At 57.6% G+C, this 21,928-nt stretch carries 22 protein-coding genes and 1 tRNA gene; 6 read left to right on the top strand and 17 right to left on the bottom strand.

Annotation, left to right across the window (positions count from 1 at the left end; all coding sequences use genetic code 11):
• Nucleotides 1–42: 42 nt before the first annotated feature.
• From O4H31_RS06270 to O4H31_RS06245, 6 genes are all read right to left on the bottom strand, one after another.
• Nucleotides 43–828 carry an enoyl-CoA hydratase/isomerase family protein gene (locus O4H31_RS06270; protein ID WP_269343844.1) on the bottom strand — a complete coding sequence of 262 codons (786 nt, stop codon included), beginning with the start codon at nucleotides 826–828 and terminating at the stop codon, nucleotides 43–45.
• Nucleotides 829–973: 145 nt separating this feature from the next.
• Nucleotides 974–2,281, bottom strand: a complete 1,308-nt coding sequence (locus O4H31_RS06265) for a TRAP transporter large permease (protein ID WP_269343842.1) — start codon at nucleotides 2,279–2,281, stop codon at nucleotides 974–976.
• Nucleotides 2,282–2,299: 18 nt separating this feature from the next.
• A complete protein-coding gene (locus tag O4H31_RS06260) occupies nucleotides 2,300–2,824 on the bottom strand; it encodes a TRAP transporter small permease (RefSeq protein WP_269343840.1) in 525 nt (174 codons plus the stop codon).
• Nucleotides 2,825–2,831: 7 nt separating this feature from the next.
• Nucleotides 2,832–3,878: a TRAP transporter substrate-binding protein DctP gene (gene dctP, locus O4H31_RS06255; protein ID WP_269343837.1), complete on the bottom strand. Its 1,047-nt coding sequence runs from the start codon at nucleotides 3,876–3,878 to the stop codon at nucleotides 2,832–2,834.
• A gap of 316 nt (nucleotides 3,879–4,194) precedes the next feature.
• The gene (locus O4H31_RS06250; RefSeq protein ID WP_269343835.1) at nucleotides 4,195–5,349 is read right to left on the bottom strand and encodes an acyl-CoA dehydrogenase family protein; all 1,155 of its coding nucleotides are present in this window, start codon (nucleotides 5,347–5,349) and stop codon (nucleotides 4,195–4,197) included.
• A gap of 10 nt (nucleotides 5,350–5,359) precedes the next feature.
• On the bottom strand, nucleotides 5,360–6,412 hold the full coding sequence (locus O4H31_RS06245) for an acyl-CoA dehydrogenase (RefSeq protein ID WP_269343833.1): 1,053 nt from the start codon (nucleotides 6,410–6,412) through the stop codon (nucleotides 5,360–5,362).
• Between the two features lie 199 nt (nucleotides 6,413–6,611).
• Between O4H31_RS06245 and O4H31_RS06240 the strand changes: the two genes are divergently transcribed.
• Nucleotides 6,612–7,388, top strand: coding sequence for an IclR family transcriptional regulator (locus O4H31_RS06240; RefSeq protein ID WP_269343830.1), 777 nt, complete (start codon nucleotides 6,612–6,614; stop codon nucleotides 7,386–7,388).
• Between the two features lie 22 nt (nucleotides 7,389–7,410).
• On the opposite strand, the gene O4H31_RS06235 is transcribed toward O4H31_RS06240, so the two are convergent.
• From O4H31_RS06235 to O4H31_RS06220, 4 genes are read right to left on the bottom strand one after another with little or no spacing between them, the layout of a single operon-like run.
• Nucleotides 7,411–8,271 (bottom strand): SDR family oxidoreductase, encoded by an 861-nt coding sequence (locus O4H31_RS06235; RefSeq protein ID WP_269343828.1) that lies wholly within the window; start codon nucleotides 8,269–8,271, stop codon nucleotides 7,411–7,413.
• Complete coding sequence (locus O4H31_RS06230) at nucleotides 8,271–9,050, bottom strand: enoyl-CoA hydratase-related protein (RefSeq protein ID WP_269343826.1); 780 nt, start codon at nucleotides 9,048–9,050, stop codon at nucleotides 8,271–8,273. Before O4H31_RS06230 ends, O4H31_RS06235 begins: the two co-directional genes overlap by 1 nt.
• Complete coding sequence (locus O4H31_RS06225; RefSeq protein WP_269343823.1) at nucleotides 9,047–9,802, bottom strand: enoyl-CoA hydratase/isomerase family protein; 756 nt, start codon at nucleotides 9,800–9,802, stop codon at nucleotides 9,047–9,049. The genes O4H31_RS06230 and O4H31_RS06225 overlap by 4 nt, the downstream gene beginning before the upstream one ends.
• 7 nt (nucleotides 9,803–9,809) lie before the next feature.
• Nucleotides 9,810–11,030 carry a CaiB/BaiF CoA transferase family protein gene (locus tag O4H31_RS06220; protein ID WP_269343821.1) on the bottom strand — a complete coding sequence of 407 codons (1,221 nt, stop codon included), beginning with the start codon at nucleotides 11,028–11,030 and terminating at the stop codon, nucleotides 9,810–9,812.
• Nucleotides 11,031–11,609: 579 nt separating this feature from the next.
• On the opposite strand from O4H31_RS06220, the gene O4H31_RS06215 reads away from it, so the two are divergent.
• From O4H31_RS06215 to O4H31_RS06205, 3 genes are all read left to right on the top strand, one after another.
• Nucleotides 11,610–11,867 carry a YjhX family toxin gene (locus O4H31_RS06215; protein ID WP_269343818.1) on the top strand — a complete coding sequence of 86 codons (258 nt, stop codon included), beginning with the start codon at nucleotides 11,610–11,612 and terminating at the stop codon, nucleotides 11,865–11,867.
• A 14-nt stretch (nucleotides 11,868–11,881) separates the two neighbouring features.
• Nucleotides 11,882–12,328, top strand: a complete 447-nt coding sequence (locus O4H31_RS06210; RefSeq protein ID WP_269343816.1) for a GNAT family N-acetyltransferase — start codon at nucleotides 11,882–11,884, stop codon at nucleotides 12,326–12,328.
• Nucleotides 12,329–12,710: 382 nt separating this feature from the next.
• Nucleotides 12,711–13,235: an AAA family ATPase gene (locus tag O4H31_RS06205; RefSeq protein ID WP_269343815.1), complete on the top strand. Its 525-nt coding sequence runs from the start codon at nucleotides 12,711–12,713 to the stop codon at nucleotides 13,233–13,235.
• Between the two features lie 398 nt (nucleotides 13,236–13,633).
• Here O4H31_RS06205 and O4H31_RS06200 read toward each other — a convergent pair whose 3' ends face one another.
• The 5 genes from O4H31_RS06200 to O4H31_RS06180 form a co-directional block, all read right to left on the bottom strand.
• Nucleotides 13,634–13,930: a hypothetical protein gene (locus O4H31_RS06200; RefSeq protein WP_269343813.1), complete on the bottom strand. Its 297-nt coding sequence runs from the start codon at nucleotides 13,928–13,930 to the stop codon at nucleotides 13,634–13,636.
• 629 nt (nucleotides 13,931–14,559) lie between these two features.
• Nucleotides 14,560–15,567 (bottom strand): phosphotransferase family protein, encoded by a 1,008-nt coding sequence (locus O4H31_RS06195; RefSeq protein ID WP_269343811.1) that lies wholly within the window; start codon nucleotides 15,565–15,567, stop codon nucleotides 14,560–14,562.
• Complete coding sequence (locus tag O4H31_RS06190) at nucleotides 15,564–17,129, bottom strand: AMP-binding protein (RefSeq protein WP_269343809.1); 1,566 nt, start codon at nucleotides 17,127–17,129, stop codon at nucleotides 15,564–15,566. Before O4H31_RS06190 ends, O4H31_RS06195 begins: the two co-directional genes overlap by 4 nt.
• 21 nt (nucleotides 17,130–17,150) lie before the next feature.
• The gene (locus O4H31_RS06185) at nucleotides 17,151–18,356 is read right to left on the bottom strand and encodes an acyl-CoA dehydrogenase family protein (protein WP_269343807.1); all 1,206 of its coding nucleotides are present in this window, start codon (nucleotides 18,354–18,356) and stop codon (nucleotides 17,151–17,153) included.
• Between the two features lie 12 nt (nucleotides 18,357–18,368).
• Nucleotides 18,369–19,127 carry an SDR family NAD(P)-dependent oxidoreductase gene (locus O4H31_RS06180; RefSeq protein WP_269343805.1) on the bottom strand — a complete coding sequence of 253 codons (759 nt, stop codon included), beginning with the start codon at nucleotides 19,125–19,127 and terminating at the stop codon, nucleotides 18,369–18,371.
• 114 nt (nucleotides 19,128–19,241) lie between these two features.
• Between O4H31_RS06180 and O4H31_RS06175 the strand changes: the two genes are divergently transcribed.
• The gene (locus O4H31_RS06175) at nucleotides 19,242–19,958 is read left to right on the top strand and encodes a TetR/AcrR family transcriptional regulator (RefSeq protein WP_269343803.1); all 717 of its coding nucleotides are present in this window, start codon (nucleotides 19,242–19,244) and stop codon (nucleotides 19,956–19,958) included.
• Nucleotides 19,959–20,243: 285 nt separating this feature from the next.
• Here O4H31_RS06175 and O4H31_RS06170 read toward each other — a convergent pair whose 3' ends face one another.
• Entirely contained in the window at nucleotides 20,244–20,663 is a 420-nt protein-coding gene (locus O4H31_RS06170) for a hypothetical protein (protein WP_269343802.1), read from the bottom strand.
• 350 nt (nucleotides 20,664–21,013) lie between these two features.
• A tRNA-Asn gene (locus tag O4H31_RS06165) sits at nucleotides 21,014–21,088 on the bottom strand.
• A gap of 276 nt (nucleotides 21,089–21,364) precedes the next feature.
• On the opposite strand from O4H31_RS06165, the gene O4H31_RS06160 reads away from it, so the two are divergent.
• Complete coding sequence (locus O4H31_RS06160; RefSeq protein ID WP_269343800.1) at nucleotides 21,365–21,754, top strand: DoxX family protein; 390 nt, start codon at nucleotides 21,365–21,367, stop codon at nucleotides 21,752–21,754.
• Nucleotides 21,755–21,928: the final 174 nt, after the last annotated feature.

Genomic DNA, 21,928 nt, shown 5'->3' with positions numbered 1-21,928 from the left:
CTGGTTTGCTTGTGGGGCCTTCCGACGTCTATAGTTTAGCGTCTATTTCGTTTTGTTCAGAAAATTTGAGACTGCAGCCTGGGCAAAGGGCTTGCTGGACGCCTCCGCTATCGAAGACGCCTCGCGTTCCAAATGCGCGTGCAGTTCACTCTCGCTTCCCTCCCGCACCAACCGACGGGTCCGGCCCAAAGCCCAGGCAGGGCCTTCCGCAAGACGCTTTGATACCTTTTCGGCCTCACTGTTCAACTCATCGTGGGGGACGATCCGTGTCACCAGTCCTGCGCTTTCCGCTTCCTTCGCGGTCAAAGCTGTGCCGGTCAAAAGCATCTCCATCGCACGGCGCTGGCCTAGCAAGCGCGGTAGTATCCATGTCGACCCACCATCGGGGGTTAATCCAATCGACCCATATGCTGGAACAAACTTTGCTTTATCCGAGGCCAAGACAATATCCCCGAGCGCTGACAAAACGAGCCCGGCACCCGCAGCAGTACCTTGGACAACCGTGACCAACGGCTTGTCCATCCCCTCCAACACTTCGATACTTTCGTGCAATCCACGAGCCAAAGCGCCGATGTTTTCAGGAAACTTTGCAGCGTCACTGCCAAACCCAGCGATATCACCACCCGCACAAAACAATTTCCCTGCTGCAGATAGGACAACACAATGAACGCTGCTGTCCAAAGATGCCTGCCGCACCGCATCGAATAGATCCTTCGCCAAGGTCAAGTTAATGGAGTTGCCTTGATCGGGCCGATTGAGCGTAATCCAAACAACGCCACCGCGTACCTCTGACAAAACAGTCTTCATCTCAACATTGTTGTCCTGCATTTTTGCTCCAACTTCCGTCAGCTTTCATCTGATGACCAAAGCCTGTCACCCATCAGGCCCCAAGCTTCCACCACACTTGTTAATCGTCAAGCAAATGCGACCACTGGATTCGCTTTATCTCTGAAATGCCCCGCACGTCCCGATCTCAGTGCGACATTGGCCCATACCAAAGCTCGGGAAGCCACAGCGACAATGATGGCACGAGCAACAGCAACAACAAAACGATGAAGTCCCCAATCAGGAACCGCCAGACCCCGGCAAAAGTACGTTCAACCGGTGTGTTGGTCGCACCCGAAACGACAAAGCTGTTAAGACCAAGTGGTGGGGTCACCATGCCAATTTCCGATGTTTTAGTCAGAACGATGCCAAACCAGATCGGATCATACCCCAAGCCCACGACGAGCGGAAAAGTCAGAGGCAGCGTGAGAAGGATGATCGCAAGCTGGTCAAGAAAACATCCCAAAATGAGATACATTGCAATCAAGATTGCGATCACAACAAATCCTGGCAAATCCATTGCCACGATCGTTTCAAGCAGATCCTGAGGCATTCGCGTCAGAGCGAGGAACTTACCGAACACCATTGCGCCAATAATGATCGTAAAAATCATGGCCGTGGTTCTGACGGACGAACGCAGGGCATCGATTGACCCACGGGACCGCAAACCGCCAAAGATGATCGAGATCAGCAGCGCGGAGCTTGCGCCAATTGCGGCAGCCTCCGTAGGTGTGGCGGCGCCGGAATAGATTGCGCCGGCGATGAACACGACGAGCAAAAGTGCCGGGGCGACTGGCAGCAATGTTGCCCTGCGCTCGCCCCATGAAGCACGAGCGACGGATGGCGCAATCTCCGGTTCGCGGCGGACCCATACGAGGATCGAAATGACGAACCCTGCAGCCGACAGCATACCGGGAATGATCGCCGCGATAAAAAGCCGTCCAATCGACATCTCCGTGAGGATACCGTAGATGATCAAACCCAAACTCGGTGGGATCATGATCGCCAGCGTTCCGGCTATTGCAACGGTCCCAAGCGACAAACGATCATCATATCCAAAGCGCCGCATCTCCGGCACAGAAATACGCGCCATCGCGGCCGCAGCGGCGGTGGACGAACCACTCAAGGCCGCAAAGCCGACATTCGCCGCAACAGCGGCCAAGGCCAGCCCGCCGCGCAAGTGACCGAAGAACGCGAAAGCGCTTCGAAACAGGTCTCTTACGACAGTACCGCGCGCCAGAAATTCTGCCATCAGGATGAACAGTGGGATCGTCGTCAGCAAGAATGAAGCGGTGTGCCTGTAAGGTTCGCTTTGCAGGATACCCATCATCGGCATGTAACCGATATTAAGGTAGATCCCGATCGCGCCGGTCGCCAGCAGCGAAAAACCGATCGGCATGCCCAAAACGAGCGTGATCATGAAAAGACCCAAGGGCAGGAATTCCGTGAAAGTCATTTGATGTCAGTCCTGAAATTAGTGCCCGGAACCGGAGCGTTCTGGCAAAGGTGCGCCGGTCAGCAGCAGAACCGTCTGCGTCACCAACCGAAGGCAAATCATCACAATTCCGGTGAAGAGCAAAAACCATGACGGCCAGACTGGCATCGGAACTGTGGTAAACGGAAACGGTGTGGCAATGACCTGCTGGCGCACAAAGCTATGCTCGACCTGAGTAGCCGCCTTTATTGCGATCAGCCCGAGGAAAATAAGCGCAATTACGGAAAAGACGATCAGCAGGACCCGCCGCAAGGATGGGGGGAAGTGTCGCGCAACGATGTCGACCGCCACCTGCCCCCCTGTCGCCTGCAATCTGGCCATACCCAGAAAGACAACACCGACCATCAGGTAGGCCTCGACGAATTCATGAGTACCAAACACTGGCTTGTGCAACAGATAGCGCCCGGCCGTATCGGCCGTCACCAGTACCATCATGATCGCCAATAGGGCGATTGCAACATACTCGAACGTCAGTTCAAGCGCGTCCTGCACACGAGCCAGCATTCTCATTTCAGTTTCCGCCGTGCTTTTTGAGGAGCGCGACCCACTGGTCTACGACTTCTTGCGCTGGCAGACCGCGGTCACTGTAGAGCTGGGTCCATTCTTCGCGGATCGGGTTCAATCGCTCAGTGATCTCAGCCAACACCTCCGGTTCGAGGTCATAGATATCGAGGCCTCTGTCACGGAACTTCGAAATGTATTCTTCCGACAAACCTTCGACGACTGAACTTTCGTGCGCAATGATCTCCTCGCCTACCTCGTCAAAGATGGTCCGGATATCCTCGGGAAGCGACTCCCACAACTCGCGATTCATGGCGAAGTAGGTCGCAAACACACCAAGATTCAGGTTGTTCGTTGAATACTTCAGCAAATCATCGAGTTTGTAAGAGTTTACGCTAGGCAGGCTGAAGACCGTACCATCGAGCGTGCCGTTCTGAAGTGCATTGTACATCTCCGGCGGCACCATCGTTACAGGAATTCCCCCCAGTGCCTGCACGGTAGTCTGCTGCACGTTGCCGCCTACCCGGATCTTCATGCCGGCAAGATCTTCCAGCTTTTCGATCTTTTTGGTTTTCATATGAACGTTGTAGTACGATGTGGTACTGGCGCGGACCACGCGCACACCTGCGTCGCGCATTTCAGCCTCGTCCAGAATACCTTTGCCAAGTTCCAGATAGGCACGATCCAGCGCTTCGACACTCGGCTGGAGTTCTGGGATTGGCAACGATCCGACCGTGGCCAGCGGCATCTTTTCGGCAAAGTACTGAACCGGAAGATAGGCAATGTCGGCGATGCGGTTCTGAATGGCATCCAGCATATCCTGAGCTGAGGCTACTTGCCCCGCTGGGTAATGCACAATCTTGATCCGCCCGTCGGAGCGTTCCTCCAGCAGTTTGATCCATTCCTGCGTGATGTCGTAAGTGTAATGCGTCGTCGGCAACGAGTCCGCGAGAGAGAAGGTGAAACTTTCCTGAGCTTGCAGCAAACCCGGCGCCATGAGCGCCGCCGCGAAGATACCAGCGGCTGTCTGCTTTATCAGATTTCGTCTTGTCTGCATGTTCATTCTCCCTTGATTTTTACTATTGGTAGAGCATGCCGAAGCTGGATGATGGCCTGCGGGCAAACCCCTATCGGCTGCCGCAAAATGCACAGTTCATCATTATTAAGGCCATTAGGCGTCGGCTTATGCTACGCAGCTCTCCAGTGGCATCATCGCAAGTCCTACATCCTCCCGAGACGACTGCGATGGCCGCTGCGTATACCTAAAGGCTAACTCGCCAGTACTTTCCAAACAACGCTGTCGACGGTCTGGACGCTCTATTCGCATATGCGCAAAATATCGGGAGCAGTTCCTGACAAACGAATAGCTTGACTCACCGAAGTCCCAGACCGCGCGCCACGATACCGCGCAGGATTTCGGTGCTTCCGCCTTGGATTGTCAGTTTAGGCGCGATGCGCAGGTAATAATCCAGGCACTCTCGAAAGGCCGCAACATCATAAACCTCATGGGCCATCAATCCGCTCAGACGCCGTAGTTCGGCTGGCAGTGCCTGTTCCCAAACTGTCCCCATGTCCTTGACGATAGAGGCTTCCGTCACGGGTTCGCGTCCGTCTTGCAACATGCCCGCAACCGATACCGACATGCGCCGCAATCCATAAAGCTGTGCCACCAATCGCCCAACCCCTTCGCGCAACCGCAAATCATCGGCCCCTTGTGCCAGCTTAATAAAAGCCTGTAGAGCGCCGAACGTCTCAAGAAACCTCTCGGGCCCTGAACGCTCGAACGCCAATTCGGAAGTCGCCTGTTTCCACGCGCCGTCGACCTCCCCAATTAGGTGGTCTTCGGGAACGAAAACGTCGTTGAAATTGACTTCGCAGAAATCAGCATTGCCCGACATCTGACGGATCGGGTTTGTCGTAATACCGTCAAGCTTCATATCGACGAGAAAGTTGGTTAACCCGTGCCTCCGGTTTTCTTCGGTCGGCTTTGAGGTGCGGAAAAGCCCGATCATGAAATCGGATATATTGGCATTCGAGACCCAGATTTTCCCGCCGTTAAGCCGCCATCCCCCTTCGACCCGTTTTGCGCTGGCACGTGCCGCAAACAGGTCGGAGCCGGAGTTTGGCTCGCTCATCCCGATACAAAAACTCGCGTCGCCGGCGATGATCCGAGGCAGTATTGATCGTTTAATATTTTCAGAGGCATAGCGTATCAGCGTGGGCCCACTTTGGCGATCCGCGACAAAGTAGCGGCCCGTGGGCGCTCCTGCGATAAGCATTTCCTCGTTCACGACATACCGCTCAAGGAACGACCGCTCCTGCCCGCCATACTCTCGCGGCCATGCCATTCCGATCCAACCTTTCTGGGACACCGCATGGGCGAATGCCTCGTTGTCGGATGCGATGTTGTCACTGCTGCTGAACACACCGCGCTTGATCTGGTGAGCAAGGAAATTGCGCACTTCCTGTCGCAGCTCCTGTGCGCTTGCGGGCAATCTGATCGGGTCAAATCGAAGGGATACGTTCATCTGATTTTCCTCAGCGACTGGACAGCAGCGGCCAGAGGGCGTCTGCCGGTTGTTGCATTATCTGATCGCCCAGCTTCAGCGCCCAATGGCTTTCATTGCCAAAATCATCCCGCCACGCGAGCGCGCCCAATGTCAGCCGGTGCAAAGGGTGCTCAGCGGTATAACCGATTGCACCAAAGACTTGATGGGCAATGGCACAACCGCGTTCCGCCGCTTCACCGCACCTGATTTTCGCGCTGGCGACTTCCAGCAGCAATTCTGGCCCCTTAGTTTCCATGGCCAATGCGTCCGCCGCCGAGCAGGCAGCGGATACCGCAGCAGCAGTCTCTTCTCCCAGTAAGGCAAGATGATGTTGGATCGCTTGGAATTTTGAGATCGGGCGGCCAAAGGCGACCCGTTGCTTGGCATAGTCGACCGACATGTCCAGCATGGCTTCCAGTGCGCCAGCAATTTGGTGGGCGCGCCCAACGGCTGCCATCTCAAGTATATTGACGGCATCGCCAAGCGGCTCGACCCGCAAAGGGGCAGCCCCTGTGACGGTCACACGATCTGCATTTTCGAACGATAGAGATTTGCCGCTTTCAATCTTGCAGGTTTCGGGGTCGATCAAGATCAGCTGTGGGCTGCCTTCATGCTCTGCAATGGCAATGATCTGTGTAGCGGTGGATGCGTCGGCAACGCCCACGGCCCAGCCAGTGATCAGGCCACCATCGTCGATCTGGATCGTGCTGCGCAAAGGATCGACAATCGCAATTTGTCCCTCACCATTCGGATCACAACCCGTGAGAGCCAGCGCCCAATTTGCAATCATCGTGTCCGCGAGTGTTGTCGGTACGGCCCAACGCCCGGCGACCTGCAACAACTCGAAAGCCTGATCCGCAGCCATACCTACGCCGCCCAGTTCCTCAGGCACCATCGCCAACGTCAGCCCATTCTCCAATAGCGTCTGCCATAACGCCGCGCGCCATGCGCCATAAGGCGCGTCTGCAGCGGTTTGAAGATCGGCCATATCGGTAAAGATGCGTTCGGCCGCTGCGGCAAACATGTTTTCCGTGTCGTCCACTTCGCACTCCAGCAGAGGAATTCCGCTGGAGCAGGAGACCATCGTCGCAGTAGTGTTTCAAGCGAAGCGGCAGAGGCGCAGCCTTATTCGCAATAGAGAAACTGTGCGCCCGGTCGCTATCTTGACCTTGCAGCGTATGTTCTGTTTGCTGGATCGAGGTTTCATCAGGAAACCTCGTCGTGTTTGGGGGAGCGTAACGATGCGAATTAATCGATCCGCCATGCGCGCCATGCAGGTATTTGAGACGTTCGACAAGTTTCGCAAGCCTCTCAGCCTCAATGAAATCACCCTCGAGCTGGACCTGCCGCCGTCCAGTGGCATCGCCCTGCTCAAGACCCTTGTGCAATGCGGATACTTGGAGTTCGACCGCAACTCGCGCACCTATCTGCCGACGACGCGCATCGCGATGCTAAGCTCATGGGTGCCGGATCGGCTTTTCGCGCGCACGAACATCATTCCCGTAATGCAAAGCCTCGCCGACAGCACGGGCCAGACGGTCATGATGGGAACGCGAAGCGACCTTTCAGCGCAATACGTCCACGTCATCGTCGGCAAGGAAACACCCTATTGGGAGCTTTTGCCCGGAACGCTGCGGCCTTTGGCAAGCTCTGGCATCGGGCTGCTGCTTCTCAGCACTCTGAACCCGGATGAATTGGACTATACAATCCGGCGCCTGAACATCGCCTCCGGCGACCGCGCCTTGCATTTGGATTTCGAAGAAACCGAAGCAAGCCTTAAGGTCATCAGACGCCAAGGCTATATGTTCAGCCGAAATCTGTTCCACAGCGATCAAGGCATCATCACCATTCTGCTGAACAACAAATTCTTTAACCGCACCCTGACTTTGGGCATTGGCGGACAAACCGTACATCTTGAGGAGAATCTGGAAAATTACCTGCGACTTCTGTTAAGCGCCGTTCGAGACATCGAAGCCGCCGCCAAGGAAACGCCCCCCGTACAAGAACAAAACCGCTAAAGGCACCGCCGCGCTGAAGCAACTATTTCCGCTGTTCCCGAAGGGCTGCCCAATCCTTGTCCGACCATGTCAAAAGGTCTTCGGCACCGGAGCCGGTGAAATGCAGCCCACCGTCCAGCACGACCATCTCACCGGTCATGTAACGCGCGGCGTCTGACACCAGAAACGCAGCACAGTCGGACAGTTCATCCGGGTCCCCTACCCGCCCAAGCGGTATCGCCGTTTCCTCGTTTGCATTCTTGGATTTGCGATCCGACGGGTTTAGCTGCGCCTGCGCGCCTTTGGTCGGAAAGTTCCCCGGCGCAAGGGCCACCAGACGGATGCCCTTGCTGCCCCACTCAACGGCAAGGCTTTTGGTCATCGCCAACAGCGCCGTTTTCGCCATTGCCGAAGGCACGGTGAAAGCCCGTCCCGTGATGGTAGAGGTCGACAGGATGCTCAGAACAACGCCCGTGCGACCGCTTTCAATCCAGTGCCGCCCGGCGGCAAGGGTGACATACATGGTGCCATGCAGGGTTACGGCAAGGATCGCATCCGCTGCCCGCGCGGATAATGCAGCGCTTTGTGCAATGAAATTGGCCGCAGCGTTATTGACGAGAATGTCGATCGGGGTCTTGTCCGAGATACTCTCCATCATCGCCTCGACTTCCTCCGAAGAACGGATGTCGCATTGGTAGGTTTCGACAAAACCGGAGCCAGCATCGCGCAACTGGCTGGCGGCGGTTTCCAGAACCTCGTTGCGACGTCCACAAATGACAATGTTCGCACCGAGTGTCATGAACTTCATGCCCATTGCCAGCCCCAGACCGGTCCCGCCCCCTGTGATGAGGACGGTCTTGCCGGCAAGAAGTTCAGGCGAAAAATACTTTGAATACTGGGTCATCAGGTACCTTTGAAATCTGGGGCGCGGCGTTCGCGGAATGCCGCGACGCCCTCGCGGAAATCGTCACTTTGCAGGCTCTGCCATTGCTCGTCGTTGGACATCCGAACAGCGTCTTGAAGCGACTGGCCATAGGCCAGGTTGATCTGCTTTTTGATGACCCGCAGCGACCTCGGGGACGATTGTCTGACCAGATCGCGCGCAAAGGTTTGAACGGCGTCAATGAATCCCTCGGCAGGCAACATGCTGGCAAGGCCCATCCGGTCAGCCTCATCCGCCAGGAATGTGCGACCCGTCATAAGCAGATTGGTCGCATATTGAGGGCCGACAATTCGCGGCAGCAGCCACGCTGACCCATGCTCTGCGATCAGGCCGCGCCGCGCAAAGGCTGTCGTCAGCTTGGCCCCCTCCGCGACGAACCGCAGATCGCAATACAAAGCGAGACAGAGACCGACACCCGCAGCCGGCCCGTTGATCGCGGCAATCAACGGCTTGGGCATCCCCATCAGATAGCTGTAGCGCTGGTTGAAATCGCCGTCCACTTCGGGTTGCGGGCCTGCTGGCCCACTCCCCGCCGCCTTGAGGTCCGCACCGGCACAAAACCCGCGCCCGGCACCTGTCAAAACGACGGCATGAACGGCGCTGTCATCGGCAGCCCGCTTCATCAGGGCGCGCAGCAGTTCCTCCATGTTGGGTGTCCAGGCATTCAACTGTTCTAGCCGGTTCAATGTCACGGTCGCGACACCCTCCGATACAGTATAGAGAATTTCGTCGCTGCTCATGTCGCCGTCCAGTTGCCGGCTCTGCGTTCATTCACGGCGGCAACCCCTTCGGCAAAGTCGTTGGTCTTGAACAGCTTCACCTGCTCCGTCTGCTCGCGTTCGGTTTGCTTTTCGATTGCCTCGACCATACCGGCACGCAGTGTCTCGCGGGTGGATTGCACGGCCAGCGGCGCTCCATTCGCCAGGGCACCCGCAAATCTGACGGCTGCGGCGCGCACGTCTTCCAAGGGCACCAATTCGTCCAGTAGTCCAATCTTTGCCGCTTCTTCCCCATTGATACGCGTTCCGGCAAGGAACATCCGCGATGCGGCGCGCTGTCCGATCACGCGCGGCAGCGTATAGGTCAGGCCAAACCCCGGATGGATGCCGATATGGACAAAATTCGCCGCGAACCGTGCCTCCGCCGCGCCGACGCGAAAATCCGCCACCAGCGAAAGCCCCAGACCGCCGCCGATCGCGGCACCCTGTATGGCCGCGACCACCGGCTTGCGGCATTTGAACAGCCGCAAAGCCTCACGGTACAATGCACCGGGATCACCCCCGCCCGCGTCCTGACCGGCGAAATCGGCACCCGCGCAGAACACCTTGCCTTCGGAAGCAAGCACAATCGCGCGCTGCTCCGGCTGCTGGTCAATACGCTCGAAAGCTTCGGCAAGCTCGACGATCAGATCCAGACCAAAGTAGTTTTTTGGACCGCTTTGAAAGACAACCACCGACACAGGGCCTTTCTGAGAAACACTTACATACTTCATATCCATTCTACTCCGGTATCATTTCGGACTGGTCCGCGCGCGTTGCATCAAATGCCGCATCCCGGCGAAAAAGTGCCTCGATCTGGCTGGCGGCTAGCCCACATTCCAACAAGACTTCACGCGTATGCACACCCGCTTCCGGGGTCGGCGTGTGCGTGTCATTCGTCCCGCTGAACCGCACCGGCGCAGGGATTTCTTTATAACGTCCGACGACCGGATGCTCCCTCATTGGGAAGGATGCTGCGACTTCCTCAATCGATGCAATGCGGCCAAACGGGATGGAATTAGCCGTGCAGAATGCCGCCCATTCCTCAGTGGATTTGGTCGCTATACATGGAATCAGGTCAGCGTAAAGCGATGGCGCATTTACCGAAAGCTTCCCGGCAGCGGTCCTCGGATCATCAACGAGATCCGGTCGACCGCCCGCCTTAAAAAGATGGTTATAGGCGTCGCGCGAATAAGGCATGATATTGATCCAGCCGTTCGCCGTCTTTTGCGGGCCTCGGTGCGGGCTGAGTAGGCGCTGGTATCCCGCGCCTCCCTGATCCGCATTCAACCCCGCGCTATGCTCTACCAAAACAAAGGATGCCATCACTTCAAACATCGGGACTTCGATGAACTGTCCTTCACCGGTACGTTCACGGTGCAGCAACGCGGCTGTTACTGCACCCGCGATAACCGTACCACAAACTTTGTCGGCCATGATCGTGGGTGCCAGCCGTGGAATTCCGTCAATCTGTTGGGCGGCAAACGCCAATCCCGTTTCTGATTGAATTATGTCGTCATACGCTGGATCCGCCTGACGCTCTGTACCGTTGCGAAATCCTTGAGCCTGACAGAATACAATATCCGGTCGCACCGCGGAGAGGTCTTCAAAAGTCAGGCCAAGACGCGAAAGCGGCGCAGTTCTCAGATTGGTCACGACAGCATCGCAAGTGGCTGCAATTGCAAGAACCGCTTCACGCGCCTCAGCGTCTTTAAGGTTCAGGCAGATGCTCTTCTTGTTCCGAAGCAAGTTCAAGACGACGTCAGATAAGCCCTCGGCCAAACTTGGACCCATGCCACGGTTCTCGGCTCCTCCTACCGGTTCGACAGCAAGGATCTCTGCGCCATAATCGGCAAGGATCTGGGTTGAATACGGTCCCATGATAACAGAAGACAGATCGAGAATGCGGAAGCCGGCCAGCGGACCGCCACGCTTGTTAAAAGAACTTCCCACGTTGATCATTTCCCTCCCCGGCCTAGGCATCGTCCAGCTTCGAGCCACAACTCAGGGGATCACAGGGGGGATCGTCGGCGCAAGTTCAACCGGAGCAAGTGCAGAGCATTCGGATATGAGAATGTGTATCGAGCGTTCCAAACGGGGCGCAAATACGCAACAGAAAAGGTCATCCGAAATAACTCCGAATGACATGGGTCAGATTGTTGTTTCTCAACCTCTGCGCATAAAGCTCCTTCTTTGGCTGTTGGCGGTCCAACCTGAACAGGGCGGAGAATGTCAACGCAGGCAGCGCCCTGCGCCGACCCAGCAATGCCCAACCGCGACAGGTCCAACTGTGGCGCAGACGAAACACTGAGGTTCTTGCAAAAAACCTCACTTGCTCTTCGGCCACTGCTCCCCTAACGCGCAATCAGCATGAAGCGAATGGCCTCATGCAATGGAGATTTTATGCAAGAGCCCCGGGCCCGCGCCCGTTCCTGACCTTTCCAAGCCGGTAGGCTTCAGGAGCAACTGACACATCAAGAACACTCACGCGCTTTGCTGAGTGATCCTGTTTCTGTGCTCTCATGAAATCGAGACAATCCATTGAATATATCAAAGCACGAACAGCGTGTTTTGCACGAACTCGCCCTTGGTGGAGCTATCCACTACGAACGGTGCGACAAGGGCAAGATCCGCGAAATCACCTGTTTCACACGCGAGGGACACGCCCTGACGGACTGCCCGCTCGACCTGTTTCAACGGCTGAGACGACGCCGATTCATCCGCTCGCAAAACGGACGCCCCTACCGCGTGACGCGGCTGGGGATCACCTCTGTGCGCGCGCAACTTAACCAACGCTAAAAGGATCAAAGACAATGAATGATACAACTGAAACCATCCGCCCCTACCTCGCCGAGGACGTTGAGGCGGTAATCGACATCTGGCAGCGGGCGAACGCCTTGGCCCATCCGTTTCTTTCCAAAGACTTCGTCGCCGAGGTGCATCAGGCGATGCGGGACGTCTACCTGCCCAACGCCGAAACCTATGTTCTGGAAAAGGGTGGGAACGTTGCCGGCTTCATTGCACTTATCGGCAATGAGATCGGCGGCCTGTTTCTCGATCCGGCGTTGCATGGGCAAGGCCATGGCCGGGCGTTGGTGGACCACGCGGTCTCACTCAAGGGCCCACTGTCCGTAGAGGTCTTCCGCGACAACAAAATCGGGCGGCCCTTCTATGAGCGCTACGGGTTCGATTTCGTCGCCGACGAGTTGCACGCGCCATCCGGTCAGGTTAGCCGCAAAATGGCGATGCCGGGCGCGTAATCTAACGAAATACTGCCCGCCCCCGTGAGTGGGGGGCGGGCAAACCAACCTTCGTCGTGCGATCCCAGGCGGTTCCGTTCGTGACGATTGTGCTGTGTGAACTGAGTTTCTCGAATTGGGGCGCGCCAAACACCCATGCGAACTTTCGGCGGAGGGTGTTGAGGTCAAAAGCAATCCGCATTTTCTCTGGGCGGGCCATATATATCTGCGCAAGGCCAGTCTTTCTCGGCCGATTTCTCTGCGGCTGCGTTATGCTTGAGCAGTTCGCTCGTTAGAATGGGCTCACTGCCAACGTTTGCCGCACGACAGATAAAGGTTCGCACAGCGGACTTTGCTGCCGTTCGACTGGCGGGTTGCGCCGCCTCCATGATAGGTTCGCGGAATGAATATTTTAGTTTCTCTTTCCGGACTTCCCGGTGTCGGCAAAACGACCTTGGCAAGGAAACTGGTGGCGCTTACTCCGGCTATCCATCTTCGTGTGGATTCCGTTGAAACTGCTTTGAAACGCAGCATCCTATGTATTCATCCCGCAGAGGACGCAGGCTACTTGGCGCTCGCAGCTATCGCGGAAGACAACCTTTTGCTTGGCTTCGACGTTATTGCCGACACAGTCAATCCTGTCGGAGTTTCACGAGAACTATGGACGAAGACTGCTTCTAACGGCGCGGCTCATTTGTTGAACGTCGAAGTCATCTGTTCTGATAAAGCGCTTCATCGAAAACGAGTCGAGACGCGTGTCAGCGACATCAAGGGGCTTGTCGTTCCCAACTGGCACGAGGTTTCCAAACGAACCTTTGAGCCGTGGCAGTGCGACCGCTTGTTTGTGGATACCGCCCTCGACTCAGTTGACGTATGCGCGTTTCTGATCGCCAAGGAAATGGACCGCTTGAGGTTTGTAGCTCAGTAAGTTTGGGCTTAGAGCCGCCAATAGCTGCAACGAGCTCCGAGCTCTGCTGGGCGGACTGGACCGGCCCCCGTTTCACCGGGCTGTGGTATTCGCGCAACCTATAATAATATTATGAGATGATAATACGTTACAGAATCTCAATGAGGTTACCAATGGCACCGCCGAGAGCAGCAACAGACGCGGAAATCATTGAAGCAGCGGCGACGCTATAAAGTAGGGCCGCCCGAAGGCGACCCTGTGATCCAACTTCCTCTTGGTTATCTCGCTCACACGTGGACCTCCGGGGAGGCGGACAGACGCTTTTTCAGTCGGTCTGTCGTCTCACGAAGCAGTGTATCCCAAGCGAAGCCCTCATCCAAAGTCTCGATGAGCAAAACTCGGATTTGAATGTAGCGATCTTAACGGCTGTCGTTGCCGGGGCCGTAGCCACCGTAGATGTAGCCTTCACCGGGGCTGCGCTCTATGGAGCGGGTGCTCATGACTGTGTCGGCGTCGAAGCTGTCATCGGCCGTGCTGAAGGTGATGTCATTTGCTTTGGTCGACTCGAGCGGCGCCAGCATGCGTGTCTCATCGCCAAAGGTTGTCTCTGCGCCAATCGAAGTGTCGAGGAAGAGGTCGCTGCGATATGTCGATGTGTCAGCCAGAGCGGCAGTGGAAATCAGGGCGGCGGCGGCGGTTGTCATAATCAGTTTCATACTGGGGTCCTTTGATCATACGACTGTCGCGTGATTGCGACATCATCGTTGCTGGAGAAGTAACGGAACCAGCATGATCAAAGTTTCCGCAGTGCAGCGCACACGGTCTGTGCATCGGCAAACATCTTAATTGAACAACACGGAATGGCCCTACAGCTCAGATGGGTAAACAAAGTCCGAGAAGCGCTCGTTAGGCGTCTCAAACAGGAGATCGTATGCCGCGTCTGAAAGCGCCATGACCCACCCCGACTCGGAGTTGGTCCGTCCTGGCGTTCCAAATACCATGCAGCGCACAGAGCTCTGCTCAGCGCACCACTGCAAGAGATCTGCATCTGCGCCCCCTGACCTCTTATCGATCACTCCGAGATACAGCATGTCGAATTCTTCTTTAGCGTCAGTGATCGAGTAGTTTCCTAGATCCTATGCTAGGTGCGCGCCGAGAACCTTAAAGATGCCGATGACGCCGACGCTGCATAGCTCGTCGTCCTCAAAAGTTTAGCCGCCTGATCAGTCAAGATTACCTTGAACGCATCGAAGGTAGTGATGGTATCATCATTGGGCGATACGTTCCGAGCAACAATCGAAAAAGGTACGCTTTGCATCCCGGATGGCAGCATCAGCGTCTCCGGTCAGTCCAACCCCGCCGCCTCAAGCGCCCTGTTCGCGAACCGCTCCGCCAGCGGTGCGAGGCTCGCCGCTTCATCCGAATTTGCGCTTCCGGCTCGAGCGCGATCGGCGATGCCAACGAAAATCACTGCAAACCGGAAGAGCGCGAAAGCCACATGGAACGGCCGCAGTTCAGCAGTCGGCTGCGCAAGGGCCATGTATTCGGCAATGAACTCCGCCTCCGTCGGGATACCGGCATCAGCCCAATCTGTGCCAAGAATACCCCCATATTCTTCAGGGGTCGTGCGCCACGGCATGACCGAATAGCCGAGGTCGGCCAGCGGATGACCGAGCGTTGCCAATTCCCAGTCGAGCACTGCGATGACCTTGGGTTCGGTCGGATGGTACATTAAGTTGCCAATGCGGAAGTCGCCATGGGCAATTGAAACGGCTCCGTCCTCGTCAGGCAGGTTGGCGGGCAACCATTCGGTCAGGCGGTCCAACGCGGGGATACGGGGGCCGTCAGATTCTGCATATTGCCGGGACCACCGGTCGATCTGCCGTTGAAAGTAATTGCCGGGCTTGCCGAAGTCGCCGAGGCCCACTGCATCGGGAGAGACTGCGTGCAGTCGCGCCAATGTGCGCGCGTAGTCGAGATACATCTCGCGGCGATCCTCAGAACTGACGCCCTCAATCGAAGCTGTGTCGAAGACGCGCCCTTCAAGCCGGTCCATCACATAGAATGGTGTGCCCAGGATTGAATCGTCCTCCTCCAACCAGCGCACGGTGGGCACAGGAATGTCGGTCCCGGCGAGCGCGGTCAGCACGCGAAATTCCCGCTCAATGGCATGGGCACCTTTCAGGATTGGTCCGCCCGGTTTCTTGCGCAGCACCAGTCGAGCCGAGCCGAAGTCGACGAACCATGTGGGGTTGGACTGGCCACCGCCGATCCGTTCAAGGCTCAGACCCGCCTCGCCGGGCAGGCGGTCGCCTAGCCAGCGGGTCAGGGCTTGGGTATCGATGTCGCTCATGACGCCTCCTTTGCGCGCTCGCGCAGGATAAATTTCTGGATCTTGCCGGTCGCCGTTTTCGGGAGTTCGCCGAAGAAGAACGTCCGGGGTCGCTTGAACCCGCTCAGATTATCGCGGCAAAAAGCGTCGAGGTCGTCCGAAGTGATGGAGGCCCCGGCGCGGGGCTCGATGAATGCGCAGGGGGTTTCTCCCCATTTCTCGTCTGGTGCGGCAACGACCGCGGCAAGCAGAACGTCCGGATGGCGGTGAAGGGCGTTTTCGATCTCGAGCGAGGAGACATTCTCGCCCCCTGTAATGATGACGTCCTTGGCACGGTCCCGGATCTCAATCTGACCATCGGAATGCATCACGGCCAAATCGCCGGTGTGGAACATGCCGCCCGCAAAGGCCTCCTCTGTTGCCTCCGGATTGCGGTAGTAGCCCGCCATGACGGTGTTGCCGGCCAGCACGATCTCACCCATCGTTGCGCCGTCGGCGGGCACATCTGCGCCATCCTTACCAACGACCCGCGCGGGGCCGGCCAACACATGACGCTGCCCCTGCCGCGCAAGATAGGCGGCACGCGCGTCATAGCTGTCGAACGCGCGGCTCAAAGGGTCGTTCAGCGTGGCGGGGCCGTGGCTTTCCGTTAGTCCATAGAGGTGGATTAGCTGAAACCCTTTTGCCCCCAATCCGGCCAGAAGCGCGGGCGTGGGCGCCGCGCCACCGGTGGCCACCTTAACCGACACTTGCAAACTGGCGGGGGCGCGGTCCAGAAGCATGTAGAGCACCACCGGAGCGCAGCTCATGTGGGTGACGTCATGATGAACGATCTCTGACAAGATCAGGTCAGGATCAACCCGGTCAAGGCAGACGTTCAGTGCCCCCGCCGCCACCGCCCCCCAGGTCTGGCACCAGCCGTTGCAGTGGAACATCGGCAAGGTCCACAGCAGTCGACTTTCGGGCGTGAAGCCCATGGACAGCACATTACCAAGCGCATTCAGCGCCGCGCTGCGATGCGTATAGACGACTCCCTTAGGGCGCCCGGTGGTACCCGAGGTGTAATTGAGCGAGATGGCATTGGTCTCGGCCCCAGGATAAAGCGTTAGGTCTAGCAGCGGGACGCCCCCAGAAAAAAGATCGGCGCCACCCGCCTGCCCGGGTCCGTCCGCCAGCCGCAGGACCGGGGTCTCGCTGGTCTGGCCCGGATCGGTCACCGCTTCGACAACCAGTACACGGGTGCCTGCGTGGTCAAGGATATAGGCAACCTCGTCGGCCGAGATGCGGATATTGATCGTATTGAGAACCGCACCGATCGCCGGTACTGCGAAATGCGCGGCCAATAGCTCGGGGCGGTTCGTCAGCATTACTGACACAACATCGCCGGGCCTCACGCCCTGATCTTGCAACCAACGCGCCATGCGCGCGACCAGATCGCCGAACTCCCGATAGGTCCAGAGATCATCGCGCCAGGCCACAGCAGGCCGGTCAGGATGTACTTCCAAGGTGCGCGATAGGTAGGTCAGCGGGCTTAGCGGCTGGAAGTTGGCCGGGCGCGGGGCAAGATGTGGATCGGTGAACATGATGGCTCCTTTTTTGAGCGATTATCCGGCAACATCCCAATTCCAAAATTCCCGATCTTCGTCGGTGAAATGGCGATTCAGAACCATCTGATGGACTTCGTCTGCGCCGTCGACCAGTCGCGCTTGGCGGGCGTAGCGATAGATCCATTCCAGCACCGTATCTTTGGAATAGCCCCGCGCTCCATTGATCTGGATCGCCACGTCCGCTGCCTTGTGTAGCAGGTTCGCGACGTGGATCTTCGCCATGGAAACCTCTTTTTTCGCGAACCGTCCCTGTTCGATTTCCCACGCGGCCTTCATGACCAGAAGACGCCCCATCTCGATCCCCATCGCCAGATCGCCGAGCTTGATCTGGATGCTTTCGCGTTCAGAAAGGCGCACGCCGAAGCCGTGCCGGTTTTGCGCATAGTCTTTGGCGATTTCCATGCAGCGTTTGGATAGGCCGAGCCAACGCATGCAGTGAGTGAGCCGTGCGGGGCCAAGCCGGGTCTGGGTGACCCGCAATCCCAACCCTTCACCTGCGAGAACGCGGTCGGCGGGCAGGACCATGTCCTCATAGACGATCTCGCAATGACCGCCGTGCTCTTCAGGCCCCATGATCGGAATGCGGCGCTCGATCTGGAAGCCGGGTTCGTCGGCAGCGTGAAGAAATGCCGTCAGCCCACGGCGCGGATCGTCCGAAGTGCGCGCCAGCATGATGAAATGTTCTGCATCCGCGGCACCAGTAATGAACCATTTACGACCGTTGATGACATAGTCATCGCCCCTCCTCTTGGCCGTCGTCAGCATCATCCCCGGATCGGAACCGCCGCCGGGGTGCGGTTCGGTCATGACGAAAGAAGAATTGACCTCTCCCGCCACGATCGGCGCCAACCAGCGCGATTTCTGGTCTTCGGTCGCCACTTGTTCCAAGACACGCATATTGCCGTCGTCGGGCGCGGCCGCGTTAAAAACCACAGGTCCGAAGATCGACCGGTTCATTTCCTCATAACAGACCGCAACCGCCGTAAAAGGCAGCCCCTGTCCACCCGCAGATTTTGGCATCTGCACCGCCCATAGTCCCTGCGCCTTGGCCTTCTGCCGCAGCGGCTCAAGCGCGGACCGGGCGATGTTGTCGTGCTCGTCCCAATTTGCACGGTCGGCTTCAATCGGCAGGATTTCGTCTTCGACGAAGCGAGAGATACGGCGGCGCATATCGTCGATCTCGGGAGTGATGGTGAAATCCATGGTATCTGTCCTTCAAATGGAGGTAACGAGATGGCCGCCATCGGCCACAATCTCACTGCCGGTCATGAACCGGCCAAGGTCTGAGGCCAGTAGGAACAGCGGGCCCTCGAGGTCTGCGGCCTGCCCCAACCGTCGCTGCGGCACGCGTTTGATCAGCGCCTTACCCGCATCGGTGGCAAAGAAATCGCGGTTCAAGTCGGTTTCGATATAGCCGGGGCACAGGGCGTTCACTCGGATGCCGTGCCGCGCCCATTCCAGCGCCAGTGAGCGGGTCAATTGCACCAGCCCGGCCTTCGAGGCAGCATAGGCCGAGACATGGCTCGCCACCCGCTTGCCGAGGATCGAAGCGACATTGATGATACTCCCGCCCTGCCCCGCTTCGATCATGGCCGCGGCGGCGGTCTGTGAAACATGGAAGGCGCCTTTGAGATTGGTGTCGATGATCGCGTCGATGTCTCCGGCACGGTGCTCAAGCGCGGGTTTCGACGTGGTTGTCCCTGCGTTGTTGATGACGATGTCGAAAAGTCGACCATTCAGCGCGGTGCGGACCGATCCGGGGTCGGCCACGTCAAGATCAATGGCGTCAGCAGTGCCGCCCGCAATGGCAATACGATCCGCGAGAGCCGCCAGTTTCCCGGCCCGGCGCGCGGCAAGCGTCACGTTAACGCCCTGCCCCGCCAATACCTGAGCAAAATGCGCACCCAACCCTGAAGATGCGCCAGTGACCAACGCGGCCTTTCCTGACAGGCCCGGCCATATCATTTCACTCATCGCATCCCCTCCATCCCATTTTCCGAGCAAACGCTCGAAAAAATGGATAGCCCATCGCGGCTACCCTGGCAAGACAATCTCTGTCATAACGCCCTTCGAAGTTAAGGACCCACGATGATCGACCCCGCTGCCTATTCGACCGACACGCTCTGCGCCGGCATACTGAGCCGCCACCGCGACACAATCGCTGTCAAGAAACCGGCGTTCGCCGTGCGCAAGTTGTCCAAGATCGTGAGCGCGGCGCTTGACCTTTCAAACCAGAAGGGGTTTCAGGCGATGACGCTGCGCGAGCTTTCCGAAGCCTCGGGGGTCTCCATGGGCGGGCTCTACGCCTATTTCGATACAAAAACGACGCTACTTAAGATGATCCTTACTGAGGTGACAGAGCAGGTCAGGTCCGCCTTAAGCACGGCACCCCAAGACATCCGCGCCGATCCCGCTCGCCACCTCGATTGGTTGATTGATACCCATGTGCGCCTGACAGAGACAATGCTGCCGTGGTTCACCTTCGCCTTCATGGAGGCCAAGAACTTTCCCCCGGCGGAGCGTCGCATGGCCACCGACAGCGAAGAGCTGACGGAAAGCTTTTTCGCCGAGACTATCGCGCGCGGCGTTGCGGATGGCACGTTCCGATCTGACACGTCTCCCCTGCTGGCCTCGCTTATCAAGCCGCTCCTGCAGGACTGGTATGTCAAACGATCCAAATACCGCAGACGCGGGGTGGATATCGCGGCCTATGTGCAAACCATCCAGCAGATCGTTAATGGCGCCTGCGCGCCGCCGGAGGGCGATGGGCCGGGCCAGCCTATCGTCCCGTCTATTCGAGGGTGAATAATAGGGCGCATGCCCTTCAGTCGCCCTCAGCTAATTGCTCGAGATGTAATAGGGTCACCTAATACCTTAAATGCTCGCCTCCAAAGACAGAGCCGATCTATACTTTCAGAATGGCCCGCTCAGGCGGACATACTTCAGATAAAAGTTCGGTCAGCTTTCACTCGTAGGGCGCCCCTGAAAGTCTAGCAGCATTAACTCTGCTGCAATTTAATTTAATACGTCCTTCGAGTTCCCGGAAACAGTATCAGCCTCTGTGAATTTTTAGGCAGTCAAATTGTTGGCTCACAGAAAGACAGTATCGAGGCGGAAGGCGTTGAGAGCATTGGCGGGCGAACGGTGTAGCGGTTCATCGCAGTCTCGCGCTGCATCAAACTGCTCGGTCAATCGTTGGATGTTAAGCGGCTTCTCAGAAAGCTGAACGCCGGGCGTCAGACACACGCGTGCGGGCTCAGCAATCGCATGGTCAAGTTCGGTCTGTTTCGCCGCATCGACCACACTCGTGGGTGGTGCCATGGTTTCCGGATCAGCGGCCTCCTGCATTGGGAAGCCTTCGGACACGGGCTTCGCGATCTCGCGGAGCATGCTCTGGTACGCTTCACGAACGGACATCTGGTCCGTATCGAGGCAGTCCAGAGTGGCCAGGCGTGCCTGCAGATAGACCTCCATGATATAAGCGCGACGCTCCATCGATCTCGGAATCATTCCTGTCGCCCTGGTAAACTCCTCTGCCAGTGCATTCATCGTTTCCGGTGCCGAAAAGGGCAAGGGCCTCCGTATGGTGGCACTGCATGACGTTCGTGAGCATGTCCGGGCGAACGAGATGTGGATAACTCTGGGATGCGCCGACGAGAATAGTACCGTCCGCGTTGCTGGTAGAGGTAACTCGAAAGGGGCATGCAATCTCCGCGTTTCGGAGAGCCTGCTTCGATGGGTGAAATGGAGCAGAGGCAACCTGATGTGCAACCTCGTGTGCAACCAAATCTGCCAACTCAGAAAAACAACATCGGAGCCAAACACGAAATGTGTTTATTCTCATATGCTTGTCAGGAAATTGGCTCCGGCGGTAGGGATCGAACCTACGACCAATTGATTAACAGTCAACTGCTCTACCGCTGAGCTACGCCGGAATGCCTATGTCTGTCTTTCGGGCAACGCCTTCGGACAGCGGCTCTTTAACGCGGGCAGTCCGGGGTGCGCAAGTGCAATTGGTCCATTGTGGCGATTTTTTTTTCGATTATTTGCCTCCGCTTGGAATTAGCCTCTGTCACCCGCGGTATCGGGCGCGCCTAAATCACAGATACGTGACAAACCCCCCTCGCCCGCGCTTGAGGGTGGACGGTTCGCGCGGACTGGGATTGATACTGGCCCGGTGAGCACAACCCAAAGTCCTGAAAGGGAAAATCATGACCTTCCTCTCCCCATTCCGGCCGCAGATACTATCGCTTTTCCGCATCATGTCGGGCCTATTGATCCTGCAACATGGCACGAGCAAAATTCTCGGCTTCCCGACCAGCCAAATGAGCGGCGTGTCGATCGCCTCCTTAGGTGGCATCGCCGGGGTCATCGAGCTGATCTTCGGCGTCTTGTTGGTGATCGGGCTGTTCTCGCGACTGTCGGCCTTTGTCCTCAGCGGCCTGATGGCCGTGGCCTATTTCGTCGCACATATGCCGCAGGGGTTTTTCCCGATGCTGAACGGCGGTGAACTGGCCGCGCTCTACAGCTTTGGCTTCCTCTACCTAGCGGCTGCCGGTCCGGGGCCATGGTCTGTTGACGCGAAACGCGCTCAGGGCTGAGCGTTTAGATTAAACTGGCATGGCCCGATACCGGGCCATGCCAATCCTACCGGGGGGGGGGGGGGGGGGGGGGTGGGGGGGGGGGGGCCGGCCGCTGGCCGTGGTTGGGGGGGAGGGGCCCCGGCGAAAAACCCCCCGCGGGGCGGGCGGGGCACCATTTGCCCCCGCCCCCAG

This window comes from Sulfitobacter dubius, assembly GCF_027214245.1.
GTDB classification, from domain to species: domain Bacteria; phylum Pseudomonadota; class Alphaproteobacteria; order Rhodobacterales; family Rhodobacteraceae; genus Sulfitobacter; species Sulfitobacter dubius_A.
Note: the sequence above shows the minus strand (reverse complement) of the source record. Positions and strands in the feature narration are given on the sequence as shown.